Source organism: Pseudomonas sp. PDM28 (genome assembly GCF_019219115.1).
Taxonomy (GTDB): domain Bacteria; phylum Pseudomonadota; class Gammaproteobacteria; order Pseudomonadales; family Pseudomonadaceae; genus Aquipseudomonas; species Aquipseudomonas laurylsulfatiphila.
On record NZ_JAHUWG010000006.1, the window covers coordinates 74,634 to 89,410 of the forward strand.

11 protein-coding genes are annotated in these 14,777 nt (G+C 60.2%); 10 read left to right on the forward strand and 1 reads right to left on the reverse strand.

What is annotated here, in order from left to right; translation table 11 throughout:
- Positions 1-33: 33 nt before the first annotated feature.
- From KW841_RS14920 to KW841_RS14950, 7 genes are all read left to right on the forward strand, one after another.
- The gene (locus tag KW841_RS14920) at positions 34-663 is read left to right on the forward strand and encodes a LysE family translocator (RefSeq protein WP_218477436.1); all 630 of its coding nucleotides are present in this window, start codon (positions 34-36) and stop codon (positions 661-663) included.
- 244 nt (positions 664-907) lie between these two features.
- Positions 908-2,590, forward strand: a complete 1,683-nt coding sequence (locus KW841_RS14925) for a fatty acid--CoA ligase (RefSeq protein ID WP_218477438.1) — start codon at positions 908-910, stop codon at positions 2,588-2,590.
- A 339-nt stretch (positions 2,591-2,929) separates the two neighbouring features.
- Positions 2,930-4,831: a DUF1302 domain-containing protein gene (locus KW841_RS14930; RefSeq protein WP_218477447.1), complete on the forward strand. Its 1,902-nt coding sequence runs from the start codon at positions 2,930-2,932 to the stop codon at positions 4,829-4,831.
- 28 nt (positions 4,832-4,859) lie between these two features.
- Positions 4,860-6,224, forward strand: a complete 1,365-nt coding sequence (locus tag KW841_RS14935; protein ID WP_218477448.1) for a DUF1329 domain-containing protein — start codon at positions 4,860-4,862, stop codon at positions 6,222-6,224.
- A gap of 177 nt (positions 6,225-6,401) precedes the next feature.
- Positions 6,402-9,140 carry a LuxR C-terminal-related transcriptional regulator gene (locus KW841_RS14940; protein WP_218477450.1) on the forward strand — a complete coding sequence of 913 codons (2,739 nt, stop codon included), beginning with the start codon at positions 6,402-6,404 and terminating at the stop codon, positions 9,138-9,140.
- A gap of 87 nt (positions 9,141-9,227) precedes the next feature.
- Positions 9,228-9,869 carry an MBL fold metallo-hydrolase gene (locus KW841_RS14945; RefSeq protein ID WP_007972557.1) on the forward strand — a complete coding sequence of 214 codons (642 nt, stop codon included), beginning with the start codon at positions 9,228-9,230 and terminating at the stop codon, positions 9,867-9,869.
- 102 nt (positions 9,870-9,971) lie between these two features.
- The gene (locus KW841_RS14950; RefSeq protein WP_007972558.1) at positions 9,972-10,712 is read left to right on the forward strand and encodes an OmpA family lipoprotein; all 741 of its coding nucleotides are present in this window, start codon (positions 9,972-9,974) and stop codon (positions 10,710-10,712) included.
- Positions 10,713-10,984: 272 nt separating this feature from the next.
- On the opposite strand, the gene KW841_RS14955 is transcribed toward KW841_RS14950, so the two are convergent.
- Positions 10,985-11,419 (reverse strand): YhcB family protein, encoded by a 435-nt coding sequence (locus tag KW841_RS14955; RefSeq protein WP_007972560.1) that lies wholly within the window; start codon positions 11,417-11,419, stop codon positions 10,985-10,987.
- Positions 11,420-11,563: 144 nt separating this feature from the next.
- On the opposite strand from KW841_RS14955, the gene KW841_RS14960 reads away from it, so the two are divergent.
- The 3 genes from KW841_RS14960 (at position 11,564) to zapE (ending at position 14,758) form a co-directional block, all read left to right on the forward strand.
- Positions 11,564-12,193, forward strand: coding sequence for an alpha/beta hydrolase (locus tag KW841_RS14960; protein WP_218478237.1), 630 nt, complete (start codon positions 11,564-11,566; stop codon positions 12,191-12,193).
- A gap of 24 nt (positions 12,194-12,217) precedes the next feature.
- Complete coding sequence (locus KW841_RS14965) at positions 12,218-13,573, forward strand: tryptophan--tRNA ligase (RefSeq protein WP_218477451.1); 1,356 nt, start codon at positions 12,218-12,220, stop codon at positions 13,571-13,573.
- Positions 13,574-13,663: 90 nt separating this feature from the next.
- Positions 13,664-14,758: a cell division protein ZapE gene (gene zapE, locus KW841_RS14970; protein WP_007998226.1), complete on the forward strand. Its 1,095-nt coding sequence runs from the start codon at positions 13,664-13,666 to the stop codon at positions 14,756-14,758.
- Positions 14,759-14,777: the final 19 nt, after the last annotated feature.

Below are 14,777 nucleotides of genomic sequence, written 5' to 3' on the forward strand. Positions count from 1 at the left end.
TAAATAGTTACGCTTGGCCTGAAGGAGCCCCACATGTACTGGACAGAGTTCTTGACCGTTGCCCTGATTCACTTGCTGGCCGTGGCCAGCCCCGGCCCGGACTTTGCCGTGGTGGTACGTGAAAGTGTTACCCACGGTCGCCGTGCGGGCACCTGGACCGCGCTGGGTGTGGGGACGGCGATTTTCCTGCATGTGGGTTATTCACTGTTGGGTATCGGCCTGATCGTGTCCCAGTCGATCGTGCTGTTCAATGCCTTGAAATGGGCCGCCGCCGCTTACCTGCTGTACATCGGTTACAAGGCGCTGCGCGCGCAACCGGCCAAGCCTGTGGCGGACGATCTACACAAGGAGGCAGGGGAGCGCACGGCCCGTGGCGCCTTCACCTCGGGTTTCGTCACCAACGGTCTCAATCCGAAAGCCACGCTGTTCTTCCTCTCGCTGTTCACTGTGGTGATCAACCCGCACACGCCACTGGCCGTGCAGGCCGGTTACGGGGTTTATCTGGCAGTCGCGACAGCGACCTGGTTCTGCCTGGTGGCGATGTTGTTCAGCCAGCAGCGCGTACGCGCCGGTTTCGCGCGCATGGGGCACTGGTTCGACCGGACCATGGGCGCGGTGCTGATTGCGATTGGCGTGAAGCTCGCTTTTACCGAGATGCATTGATCAAAGGTGATTCCCTGTAGGAGCTGCCGCAGGCTGCGATCTTTTGATCTTGTTCTAACTGTCAAAGATCAAAAGATCGCAGCCTGCGGCAGCTCCTACAGGGCGTAATAAATAGCCATTGATGGCTCGGTGCTAGTATTTGCAAGGCTCTGCAAATCATTCCTTTGGCTGATTTGGCTGACGATCAGGGGCACTACAGTGCGTACTTTCAGTCACGTCCGTGCAGTCAGAAAAAGGGATTCTTATGTTGCAGACTCGCGTTATCCCCCCGGCCGAAGGCGCTTACCAATACCCGCTGCTGATCAAGCGGCTGCTGATGTCCGGTGCCCGTTATGAGAAAACCCGCGAGATCATCTACCGCGACAAGTTGCGCTACAGCTACCCGACCCTGATCGAGCGGGTGGCGCGCCTGGCCAACGTGCTGACAGCGGCCGGCGTCAAGCCCGGGGATGCTGTGGGTGTGATGGACTGGGACAGCCATCGTTACCTGGAATGCATGTTCGCCATTCCGATGATCGGTGCGGTGATCCACACCATCAACGTGCGCCTGTCGCCGGAACAGATCCTCTACACCATGAACCACGCCGAGGACCGCTTTGTGCTGGTCAACAGCGAGTTCGTCGGCCTCTACAAGGCCATCGAAGGGCATCTGACCACGGTCGACAAAACCCTGTTGCTGACTGACCTGCCGGAAAAAACCGCGGACCTGCCGAACCTCGTCGGCGAATACGAACAACTGCTGGCCGCGGCGAGCCCGCAGTACGATTTCCAGGATTTCGACGAAAATTCGGTCGCGACCACGTTCTACACCACCGGCACCACCGGCAATCCCAAGGGCGTGTACTTCACCCATCGGCAACTGGTGCTGCACACCATGGGCGTGTCGACCATCATGGGCGCGATCGACAGCGTGCGCCTGCTGGGTACCAGCGACGTGTACATGCCGATCACCCCGATGTTCCACGTCCACGCCTGGGGCCTGCCGTATGTGGCGACCATGCTCGGACTCAAGCAGGTGTACCCCGGCCGCTATGACCCGGAGTACCTGGTGGAGTTGTGGCGCAAGGAGAAGGTCACGTTCTCCCATTGCGTACCGACCATTTTGCAGATGGTCCTCAATGCCAAGGCTGCGCAGAACGTCGACTTCGGCGGCTGGAAAATCGTCATCGGCGGCAGCGCCCTGAACCGCTCGTTGTACGAGGCGGCCAAGGCCAAGGGCATTCAGTTGACCGCCGCCTACGGCATGTCGGAAACCGGGCCACTGGTCTCGTGCGCGCACTTGAACGATGAGTTGATGGCCGGCACCGAAGACGAACGCACCACCTACCGGATCAAGGCCGGCGTGCCCGGGCCGCTGGTGGAGGCGGCGATCGTCGACACCGAGGGTAACTTCCTGCCCGCCGACGGCGAAACCCAGGGTGAGCTGGTGCTGCGCGCACCCTGGCTGACCGAGGGTTATTTCAACGAGCCGCAGAAGGGCGCCGAACTCTGGGCCGGAGGCTGGCTGCACACCGGCGACGTGGCGACCCTGGACAGCATGGGTGTGATCGACATTCGTGACCGCATCAAGGACGTGATCAAGACCGGTGGCGAGTGGATCTCCTCTCTGGACCTGGAAGACCTGATCAGTCGTCATGTGGCGGTACGTGAAGTAGCAGTGGTGGGGATCCCTGATCCGCAGTGGGGAGAGCGGCCATTTGCCCTGCTCGTAGTCCGTGAGGGGCACGTCATCGGGGCGAGGGAACTCAAGGAACACCTCAAGCCTTTTGTGGAGCTGGGGCACCTGAGCAAGTGGGCGATTCCGAGCCAGATCGCCCTTGTTACTGAAATTCCCAAGACCAGCGTCGGCAAACTCGACAAGAAGCGCATTCGTGTCGACATCAGCGAATGGCAGGCCACCAACAGCACCTTCCTTTCGACGCTTTAAGCCCCTCCCGGCGTGCCCGAAAGGGCACGCCAGCCCCACCAAGCAAGCGCTTGGCTTGTCAAATCGAAATTTTCAGCCATCCTTGCCGTGCCGACGGGTGTCGGACTGGCGAAAGGACTGTTCCAGAGTGGCTGGCAACTGCAAATCACACTTTAGAGGGATCAAGCACTACTACCTGCTGGCTATAGTCCGCTCAAGGATTTTTAGAAACGGAGCACACGCACAAACTGAGGCGATGCAACTTTGGAGTGACTTTGGGATGCCATGGCTCCCGGTTATCCACAGCGTTTTTAGAAGTGCTCAATGCCATAAAAATAAAATGCACATGGAGTAGCGTCGATGACATCAGTAAACCAGTTCTGGCGCCGGGCGAAGCTGCCCCTGGCTGTCAGTCTTGCCTCTACGCTCGCCGGGCCAGCATTCGGCGTCAGTTTCAACGTCGGTGAAATCGAAGGTCAGTTCGACTCATCCCTGTCGCTCGGTGCCAGTTGGTCTACCGAAAGTGCCAACAAGAACCTCATCGGTGTCAACAACGGCGGCAAGGGTCTGTCCCAGACTTCTGATGACGGTCACCTGAACTTCAAGAGCGGGGAAACCTTCTCGAAGATCTTCAAGGGCATCCATGACCTTGAACTGAAATACGGCGATACCGGTGTTTTTGTCCGTGGTAAATACTGGTACGACTTTGAACTGAAGGACGAAAGCCGTCCGTTCAAGGACATCAGCGACGCGGGCCGCAAGGAAGGCGCCAAGTCCGCCGGCGGCCAGATCCTCGACGCCTTCGTCTACCACAACTACGCCATTGCCGATCAGCCGGGCTCCGTGCGTCTGGGCAAGCAGGTGGTGAGTTGGGGTGAAAGTACCTTCATCGGTGGCGGCATCAACTCGATCAACCCGATCGACGTGTCCGCGTTCCGTCGTCCGGGTGCCGAGATCAAGGAAGGCCTGATCCCGGTCAACATGTTCTATGTGTCCCAGAGCCTGACCGAAAACCTCTCGGCCGAAGCGTTCTATCAAATTGAATGGGACCAGACCGTCGTCGACAACTGCGGCACGTTCTTCTCCCAGCCGGACATCGTTGCCGACGGCTGTAACGACAACCTGCGGGTACTGGCCAAGCGCTCGCAGATTCCGGCCATTGCCCTGGGGCCTTTGGCGGCCAACGGCGTTGACGTCAACAATGAGGGCGTTCTGGTGCGTCGTGGCCCCGATCGTGATGCCCGCGACGGCGGTCAGTGGGGCGCGTCCCTCAAGTACATGTTCGAACCGCTGGACACCGAGTTCGGCGCCTACTTCATGAACTACCACAGCCGCGCGCCGATCTTCAGTGCCACCGGTGCGCCGCAGTCGGTCTACAACACAGCGGCGGGACTCCCGGGGCCGTTCGCCGCGCTGGCGCCATTGCTGGTGGCGGGTAATTCGCAGTACTTCATCGAATACCCGGAGGACATTCGCCTGTATGGCTTGAGCTTCTCCACCACCCTGCCTACCGGTACCGCGTGGAGCGGTGAGATCAGCTACCGTCCGAACGCTCCGGTGCAGCTCAACTCCACCGACATCCTGTTCTCCGGTGTCCGTCCTATAGGCAATAACAACCCGAACAACCCGTTGACCAATGCATCGCTGCTTACCGGCGTGCCGGGTCAGGACCTGCACGGGTATCGTCGCAAGGAAATCACCCAGTTCCAGACCACCCTGACGCACTTCTTCGACCAGGTCATGGGCGCCAGCCGCCTGACCCTGGTGGGCGAAGTGGGCGTGACCCACGTCGGCGGCCTGGAAAGCACTTCCGATGTTCGTTATGGCCGCGACCCGGTCTACGGCCCGGGTGAGTTGCCACCTTCTGGCGCGCTCGATACCTGCGTGGCGCTCAACACCAGCACCATCAACGGTGCCGGTCCGGGTACGCCGACCAACAACCGCAGCCGCAACTGCAACGACGAAGGCTTCACCACCGCGACTTCGTGGGGCTACCGCGGTCGTGCCATCTGGGAATACAACGACGTGTTTGCCGGTGTAAACCTCAAGCCGAACGTTGCCTGGTCCCATGACGTGAGCGGTTACTCGCCAGGCCCAGGCGGCAACTTCGAGGAAGGCCGCAAGGCGGTGAGCCTCGGTGTCGACGCCGAGTACCAGAACACCTACACCGCGAGCCTGGCCTACACCAACTTCTTCGACGGCAAGTACACCACCGTGGATGACCGCGACTTCGTTGCGCTCAGCGTCGGCGTGAACTTCTAAGCACTGAATTTTCAGGACGAACGAACATATGAAAATAACAAAGAGTCTGTTCCACGCCAGTGTTCTGGGTCTCTCGCTGCTGGCGACCAGCGTCATCGCAGCGGTTCCCCAGGCCGAGGCCGACAAACTGGGCAAGAGCCTGACCCCGATGGGCGCCGAAATGGCGGGTAACGCCGACGGTTCGATCCCGGCCTGGAAGCCGCTGGCGAAGAACGCCGGTACGGTCGACAGCAAAGGTTTCCTGTCCAATCCGTACGCCAGCGAAAAACCGCTGTTCACCATCACGGCGCAGAACGTCGACCAGTACAAGGACAAGCTCGCACCGGGTCAGTACGCGATGTTCAAGCGCTACCCGGAAACCTACAAGATGCCGGTATACCCGTCTCATCGCGGTTCTACCGTGCCGGATGAGGTGTTCGCCGCCATCAAGAAAAACGCCACCAACACCAAGCTGGTGTCCGGCGGCAACGGCCTGGAAAACTTTGAAACCGCCATTCCGTTCCCGATTCCAAAAAGCGGCGTTGAAGTCATCTGGAACCACATCACCCGCTATCGGGGTGGTAGCGTGACCCGTCTGGTGGCCCAGGCCACGCCACAGCCGAACGGCTCGTTCAGCCTGGTGTACTTCCAGGACCAGTTCGTGTTCCGTGACAAGATGAAGGACTACGATCCGGCGAACCCGGGCAACATCCTGTTCTACTACAAGCAGAAAGTGCTAGCCCCGGCACGTCTGGCCGGTGGTGTGCTGCTGGTGCACGAAACCCTCGACCAGGTGAAGGAACCGCGTTCGGCGTGGGTCTACAACGCCGGCCAACGTCGAGTGCGTCGTGCACCACAAGTGTCCTATGACGGCCCGGGTACCGCAGCCGACGGCCTGCGTACTTCCGATAACCTGGACATGTTCAACGGTGCACCGGATCGCTACGACTGGAAGCTCGAAGGCAAGAAAGAGATGTACATCGCCTCCGACAGCTACAAGCTCGACGATCCGAAGCTCAAGTACTCCGATATCATCAAGGCCGGTCACATCAACCAGGACCTGGCTCGTTACGAGCTGCGCCGGGTATGGCATGTGGTTGCCACCTTGAAGGAAGGTCAGCGCCACATCTACGCCAAGCGTGACATCTACATCGACGAAGATACCTGGCAAGCGGCGGTGGTCGATCACTACGACGGTCGTGGTCAACTGTGGCGCGTCGCCGAGGCACATGCCGAGGATTACTACGACAAGCAAGTGCCGTGGTACGCCCTGGAAGCCTTGTACGACCTGCAATCTGGCCGTTACCTGGCGCTGGGTATGAAGAACGAAGAGAAGTCGTCGTATGACTTCGGCTTCACTGCCACTACCAGCGACTTCACCCCGGCGGCATTGCGTCAGGACGGTATTCGCTAACGAGCGCCGAAACGAGGCCGCATCCTCTGGAAACGCCCCGACTGGTTCGGGGCGTTTTTTTTTTGCTTGTAGACTTTTTGTAGCCATTTGTAGCAATTACCTTCATTCCCTATCCGTTTACGGCTAGTCTGCGGACATCTGCAACGCCGCCACCCGCAATTCAAACAAGAGCCGGCTATGACTGATTTGTCTACACCCCCAGGTTCTGCACAGTCTGCCGTCGCGACACTCGACGGGCGGTTTTTCCGTCCGCCGTTGCCCGATGGTCATGTGCTGCGCCCACGTTTGTGCGAGCGTCTGAGTGCCGGGCTCGCAGGCAGGTTACTGCTGGTCAGTGCCCCGGCAGGGTTCGGCAAGAGTTCGCTGGCGGTGGAGTTTTGTCAGGGTTTGCCGGGGCACTGGCAAAGCCTCTGGCTGGGGTTGAGCCCGCGAGACAGTGACCCGGGGCGCTTTCTCGAACGTCTGCTGGAAGGCCTTCAGGACTATTTCCCGCACCTGGGCAGGCAATCCCTCGGGCTGTTGAAAATGCGCCAGCGCCATCAGCCGTTCGCATTCGAAGAATGGCTCGACGGCTTGCTCGACGAACTGGCCGTACACCTGTCCACGGCGAAGCCCTTGCTGCTGGTGCTGGATGATTACCATCTGGCTCAGGGGCCAGTGCTGGACCGTTGCCTGCAGTTTTTCCTCAACCATCTTCCCGATGGTTTGCTGGTGATGGTCACCAGCCGCCAACGTCCCGACTGGCACCTGGCGCGGCTGCGACTGTCGCGGCAACTGCTCGAGTTGCATGAACAGGACCTTCGCCTGACCCACGACGAGGCCTTGAGCCTGCTTGACCGGCACAGCAGCTCTTTGCGCGGCGAGGCACTGGAAAACCTGATCCAGCGCAGCGAAGGCTGGGTTGCGGGTTTGCGTTTCTGGCTGCTGGCGGCTTCGGAGGCGGGCACCGATGGCGCGCTGCCGCAATCGTTGCATGGCGGGGAAGGGCTGATCCGCGATTATCTGCTCGAAGAAGTCATCGATTGCCTGCCCGCCGAGGTCCAGTCGTTCCTCTTTGACACGGCGCCCCAGGAGCGTTTCTGCAGCGAACTGTGCGATGCCGTTCGCGACGCCCATGACAGCGGGGAGATCCTGCGCTTCCTGCTGGCCCATCAAGTGTTCCTGGTGCCGCTGGACGAGCATGGTCATTGGTATCGTTATCACCATCTGTTTTCCGATCTGTTGCGCACGCGGCCGACGTCCCAGTCGATAGTGCCGGCCGCGAGCCTGCACCTGCGTGCTTGCCGCTGGTTCAATGCCCAGGGACTGCTCGATGAGGCGGTAGAGCAAGCCTTGCGTGCCGGTCACCTGGACGTCGCGGCGAACCTGGTGCAGAACCTCTCCGAAGAGCAGCTGCTGGCCGAGCAGAATGTCGGCATGTTGCTGCGCTGGAAAATGGACTTGCCCGACAGCTTGCTGATCAGCACGCCGCGCCTGATTGTGCTGTATAGCTGGGCGCTGGGCTTGGCTTGCCAGCTGGATGCTGCCGAAGAGCTGGCCAGCCATTTGAGCCGCTTCCTGCCCGCGCCGTCGGCCACCGCCCAGAAGTCCATGCTGGCTCAATGGCTGGCGTTGAGTGGCATCATTGCCCGTGGACGCGGCAATCGCGAACTGACGTTGCAGTACTGCCGCGAGGCATTGGAAAGTCTTCCGGCCAAGCGTTACGGCCAGCGTCTGATGTGCCTCTCGACCCTGTCCAACCTGGCCATTGCCGATGGTGATTTGTGGCGGGCGCGGGGGCTGAACCGCGAATCGCTGGAGCTGGCGCAACGTGTCGGCAACCCGTTGTTCGAAGCGCTGGCGCACTACGATCGCGCACGGGTGCTGCAAGCGCGCGGAGAAATCTGTCGGGCACTGGAAGAGGTCCGTCAGGGCATGCAACGCCTGCAGAGTTTGTCTGCACAGCGGCTGTATGCGATTCGCGCCCGGCTGACCTTGTACGAAGGCTTTTTGCTGGCCCTGCGCATGCAGCCGCAATTGGCGCGGGTGCGCTTGCAGGCCGGTCTGAGCGAGGCGCGCGCCTGTCGTGACATCAGCGTGCTTATCGGCCACTGCGTGATTGCCAGGCTGGAAGGCAGCAGCGGAGAGTTCGCCAAAGCCTTTGCCGAACTGGCCGAAGCCGAGCGGCTCATGCACATCTGGGACGTGCCACCGATCTACTACCTGGCCATGATCACCCTGGTCAAATGTGAGCTCTGGCTGGCCCAGGGGCGTACCGATCTGGCCGAAGCCTGGCTGGCGCGCCTGGGGCAGACCTACAACGGCGAAAACGGGGCGGCACCGCCGGAGTTCCATCCGCAATTGCCGCTGCATATCGAATTGCAACAAGCGTTGCTGGACTTCATCCAGGGCCAGCCGATGCTGGCCGAGGGGCGATTGAATGCGCTGCTCGAACATGGCCAGCAAAGCGGTCGGCAGATGCTCAGTGCCATGGCGCTGACCCAGAAAGTGGCGTTATTGCTGGGAAGCGGACGGGAGCCGGAAGCACGCAAGGCACTGGTCCAGGCGCTGGACGCCGCTGGTGGGGGCGTGCTGCAACCCTTCGAGGGCTTGCTGGCCGAGCACCCGGACTGGCTGCGTGGGCAGCTTCAACAGTGTTCGCCAACCCCTGTTTCCCTCAGCCTCAGTGAAAAGCTGCCGGCGCTGACAGCCCGCCCCGGAGCGGAATCCGGCGCGGCTGCGGAGCAACTCAGCACGCGGGAACTGGCGGTTCTGCGATTGATTGCCCAAGGCTGCTCAAACCAGGAAATCAGCGATCAGCTGTTTATTTCCTTGCACACGGTCAAGACCCACGCCAGCCATATCAACAGCAAACTCGGGGTCGAGCGGCGTACGCAGGCTGTGGCGCGGGCGAAGGAATTGGGGGTGCTGGGTTAAGGATTTTTCACGTTACACATCGCGGCCATTGGCTGGATACTCAATTGTGCGAAAATCGCCCCTCCCCGTTTATCGAGCAGGCCCCCGATGTCCCAGCATCCCACCCTTATCCGCGAAACCTTCCCCGTCGGCCCTTTGCAGTGCAATTGCACCATCATCGGCGATCCGGTGACGAAAAAGGCCATCGTCGTCGATCCGGGTGGCAATCATGAGCTGATCCTGGCGCGTCTCGATGCCCTGGGGTTGAAAGTGGTCAGCATCATTCACACCCACGCGCACCTCGATCACTTCCTGGCTTCCGGTCAACTCAAGGAGAAAACCGGCGCGACCCTGCATCTGCACAAGGAAGACCAGTTCCTCTGGGACAACCTGGAAATGCAGTGCCAGATGTTCGGTGTCCCTTACACTCCGGTGCCGTCCCCGGACCGCTGGCTGGCCGATGATGAAGAGCTGGCCTGCGGCTGTGGCGTGGCGCTTCACACGCCTGGGCACACACCGGGGTCGATGAGTTTCTGGTTTGCCGATGCCAAGCTGCTGATTGCCGGTGACACGTTGTTCAAGCGCGGGGTAGGACGCACGGATTTGTGGGGTGGCGACCAGGCCACCATCGTGCGTTCGATCAAGCAGCGTTTGTACACCCTCGACGAAGAGGCGACGGTGGTCGCCGGGCATGGTCCGGACACCCGTCTGGGCGATGAAATGCGCGAAAACCCCTTTGTACGGGCCTGATTTGTAACGAGTGGAATTTTTGTTCCCGGAAGTGATCTAACACCCGCAATGGCTATGCCTTGGTCCGTTGCACCACAGAATGCAAAAAAGTAGGAGCTATACATGTTCACCACGCGTCGTTTGATTATTGTCGCTACGGCTGTGGCCGTTTTGTCCGGTTGTGCCTCGCCCAATCCTTACGGCGGTCAAGGCCAGGCTCAGGGGCAGGCGGACAGCGGCTCCGAAGGCATGAGCAAGACCGCGAAGTATGGTGGTCTCGGCGCTCTGGCCGGTGCGCTGGCGGGTGCTGCGATCAACCACGATAACCGTGGCAAGGGCGCGCTGATCGGTGCTGCAGTGGTCGGTGCTTCGGCCGCCGGTTACGGTTATTACGCCGACCAGCAAGAGAAAAAGTTGCGCGCCAGCATGGCCAACACCGGTGTTGAAGTGCAGCGCCAGGGCGACCAGATCAAGCTGATCATGCCGGGCAACATCACGTTTGCTACCGACTCGGCAAACATTGCCCCAAGTTTCTATCAGCCGCTGAACAACCTGGCGGGCTCGCTGAAAGAGTTCAACCAGAACCAGATCGAAATCGTGGGCTATACCGACAGCACTGGCAGCCGCCAGCACAACATGGACCTGTCCCAGCGTCGTGCACAAAGCGTGGCCACCTACCTGACCTCGCAAGGTGTCAGCGGTGCCAACCTGAGCGCTCGTGGCGCAGGGCCGGACAGTCCGGTTGCCAGCAACGGCGACGCCAATGGCCGGGCGCAGAACCGCCGTGTAGAGGTCAACCTCAAGGCGATTCCGGGCCAGCAATATGGTGGTCAGCAGCAAGGTCAGGTTCAGCAGTACCCTTGAGCGTCTGATTGAACCCCAGGCGTAAAAAAATGCCCGCCCGATCCCAAGTAGATCAGGCGGGCTTTTTTGTATCGTCAGTTCTGGCCTCTTCGCGGGCAAGCCCGCTCCCACAGGTTAGTGTTGAATGCAGATTTTGTGTCCGACATCGATCACTGTGGGAGCGGGCTTGCCCGCGAAGAGGCCGGGGTGAGCAACAGATAAAACGGATCAGTAATAAAAAAGCCCCCGGAGAATCACTTGTCCGGGGGCTTTTTATTTTGCGCGAAACCTGATTACTTCTTCAGGCCGTAATGCTCATCGAGCATGCCGGGCGCGTTCGGGGCTTTCGGTGCATAGTCGCGCGGCGGCTCCTGATCGCGCGGTGGCGTCAGGCGTTCACGGGGTGCCTGCGCTGCATCGGCGTGCAGGGAGGCCAGCAGGCGTTGGCGAGTCTGTTCGTCCAGGGCCAGGCGGTTGGCGCCCTCCGCGAGATGGTCCTGCACTTCCTGATAGCTCGCAGTCAGTTTCTTGACCAATGACGCAGTGCTGTTGAAGTGGGTCACCACTTCGTTCTGATAACTGTCGAAACGTTCCTGAATATCGTCCAGCTGACGTTGCGTGCTGCTAGGCGCGGCATTCGGCGCAAGGCGAGCGATCAGGAACCCAATGGCGACACCCACAACCAGGGCAAGAGTCGGTAGCAACCAAACTAAGAGCGAGTGTTCCACGAGTCCTTCCTCTATAAACGGCTTTGCTTTACGTTAACGGCTCGAACCTGCGCTGTATACCGCGATTCACTCGCAATAGACAGCCACAGACAATTTGCTAGACGAGTCGACCCGATTCGAGGTCACGGAGTTCCTTCCTTGCTTATGCGCGAAACCCCTGTAGTGATTGATGGCCCGGTGGGTCAACTGGAAGCCCTTTACCTGGACAACGAGCAACCTCGCGGCCTGGCACTCATCTGCCATCCGAACCCGGTACAGGGCGGCACCATGCTCAACAAAGTGGTTTCGACCTTGCAGCGCACTGCGCGCGACGCCGGGCTGGTCACCCTGCGCTTCAACTATCGTGGTGTCGGTGCCAGCGAGGGCTCCCACGACATGGGCACCGGTGAAGTGGACGATGCCCAGGCTGTCGCCGAATGGTTTCGCAGCAAACACCCGGAGTTGCCGCTGACCCTGTTCGGTTTCTCCTTCGGCGGTTTTGTTGCAGCAAGTCTCGGCGGACGCCTTGAGGCCAAGGGCGAGCAGCTCAAGCACCTGTTCATGGTCGCGCCGGCGGTCATGCGCCTGGGCGATCAGGATCAGCTGCCGCAGCACGGCGAGCTGACCTTGATCCAGCCGGAAACCGACGAAGTGATCGATCCACAAGTCGTTTACCAATGGTCCGACACGCTCGAACGTCCCCATGAGCTGCTGAAAGTGGCAGAATGCGGACACTTTTTTCATGGCAAGCTGACCGATCTCAAGGATCTGATCCTGCCGCGTCTCTCGAATTGATTGCAGTCTGACAAGCGATTACCCATGACGACCCGTACCCGTATCCTCACCGGCATCACCACCACCGGCACGCCGCACCTGGGCAACTACGCTGGCGCCATCCGCCCGGCGATCGTCGCCAGCCGTGACAGCAATGCCGATTCGTTCTACTTCCTGGCCGACTACCACGCCCTGATCAAGTGCGATGACCCGCTGCGCATCCAGCGCTCGCGTCTGGAAATCGCCGCGACCTGGTTGGCCGGTGGCCTGGATGTCGACCGCGTGACCTTCTACCGCCAGTCCGACATCCCGGAAATCCCCGAGCTGACCTGGCTGCTGACCTGCGTCGCCGCCAAGGGTCTGCTCAACCGCGCCCACGCCTACAAGGCTTCGGTGGACAAGAACGTCGAGACAGGCGAAGACCCGGACGCCGGCATCACCATGGGCCTGTACAGCTACCCGGTGCTGATGGCGGCGGACATCCTGATGTTCAACGCGCACAAGGTGCCGGTCGGTCGCGACCAGATCCAGCACGTGGAAATGGCGCGGGACATCGGCCAGCGCTTCAACCACCTGTTTGGCCAGGGCAAAGAGTTCTTCACCATGCCCGAGGCGTTGATCGAAGAGAGCGTCGCCACGTTGCCGGGCCTGGATGGCCGCAAGATGTCGAAGAGCTACGACAACACCATCCCGCTGTTCTCAAGCGCCAAGGAAATGAAGGACGCGATTTCGCGGATCGTCACCGACTCCCGCGCGCCGGGTGAAGCCAAGGATCCTGATAACTCGCACCTGTTCACCCTGTTCCAGGCATTCGCCACCCCGGCGCAGGCCGACGAGTTCCGCAGCGAATTGTTGCAGGGCCTGGGTTGGGGCGAGGCGAAGAATCGTCTGTTCCAACTGCTGGACAGTGAACTGGGCGAATCTCGTGAGCGCTACAACCAACTGATCGAGCGTCCGGCGGATCTGGAAGACATCCTGCAACACGGTGCGAAAAAGGCCCGTGCGGTAGCGACACCCTTCCTCAATGAACTGCGTGAAGCAGTGGGCCTGCGCTCCTTCGTTGCTCAGACCCAGGTGGCGGCGACCATCAAGAAAAAAGCCACGAAAGCTGCGCGTTTTGTCAGCTTCCGTGAAGACGACGGCAGTTTCCGCTTCCGACTGCTGGCCGCCGATGGCGAACAACTGCTGCTGTCGCGCCACTTCGCCGATGGCAAGACTGCCGGTCAGGTGACCAAGCAACTGCAATCGGGTCAGCCACTGGACGTGCGGAATGAAGAACTGAACTTCAGTGTCTGGCTGGAAGGCGAGTGCGTTGCCGACAGCCCGGCCTTTGCCGACAGTGCTGCGCGTGATGCTGCCGTCGAGGCTTTGCGCATCGCCCTGACGCCTGTTCAGGACTAAACAACGGTCCGGCCCGACCAAGGGCCGATTGCCATTCCTCCGGGCCGTCGCTACAGTGTCGGCCCGTTTTTGTTGCCTTGCTAACGAATTATGACGCCCCTAGAACGATATCAAGCTGATCTGAAACGCCCGGAATTCTTCCATGACGCCGCGCAGGAAACTGCCGTGCGTCATTTGCAGCGCCTGTACGACGATCTGGTCGCGGCCGAGCAAAACAAGCCGGGCCTGCTGGGCAAGTTGTTTGGCAAGAAGGATCAGACCCCGGTCAAGGGCCTGTATTTCTGGGGCGGCGTAGGTCGCGGCAAGACTTACCTGGTGGACACCTTCTTCGAAGCACTGCCCTTCAAGGAAAAGTCCCGTACGCACTTCCACCGCTTCATGAAGCGCGTGCACGAAGAGATGAAAACCCTGGGTGGCGAAAAAAACCCGCTGACCATCATCGCCAAGCGCTTCGCCACCGAAGCCCGGGTCATCTGCTTCGATGAATTCTTCGTTTCCGACATCACCGACGCCATGATCCTCGGCACCTTGATGGAAGAACTGTTCAAGAACGGCGTGACCCTGGTGGCGACGTCGAACATCGTGCCGGACGGCCTGTACAAGGACGGCCTGCAACGCGCGCGCTTCCTGCCGGCCATTGCGCTGATCAAGCAGAATACCGAGATCGTCAACGTGGATAGCGGCGTCGACTATCGTCTGCGTCACCTCGAACAAGCCGAGCTGTTCCACTATCCGCTCGACGAAGCCGCCAATGAAAGCCTGCGCAAGAGCTTCCGTGCGTTGACGCCGGAATGCACGGCAGCGGTCGAAAATGACGTGCTGATGATCGAAAATCGTGAGATTCGTGCCCTGCGCACCTGCGATGACGTGGCCTGGTTCAACTTCCGTGAACTGTGCGACGGCCCGCGCAGCCAGAACGACTACATCGAACTGGGCAAGATCTTCCACGCCGTGCTGCTCAGCGATGTCGAGCAGATGAGCGTCACCACCGACGACATCGCGCGCCGCTTCATCAACATGGTCGACGAGTTCTACGACCGTAACGTGAAGCTGATCATTTCTGCCGAAGTCGAACTCAAGGATCTGTACACCGGCGGGCGCTTGAACTTCGAATTCCAGCGTACCCTGAGTCGTCTGCTGGAAATGCAATCCCACGAATTCCTGTCCCGGGCGCACAAGCCGTAAGAGGATTCGTAAAATAAAA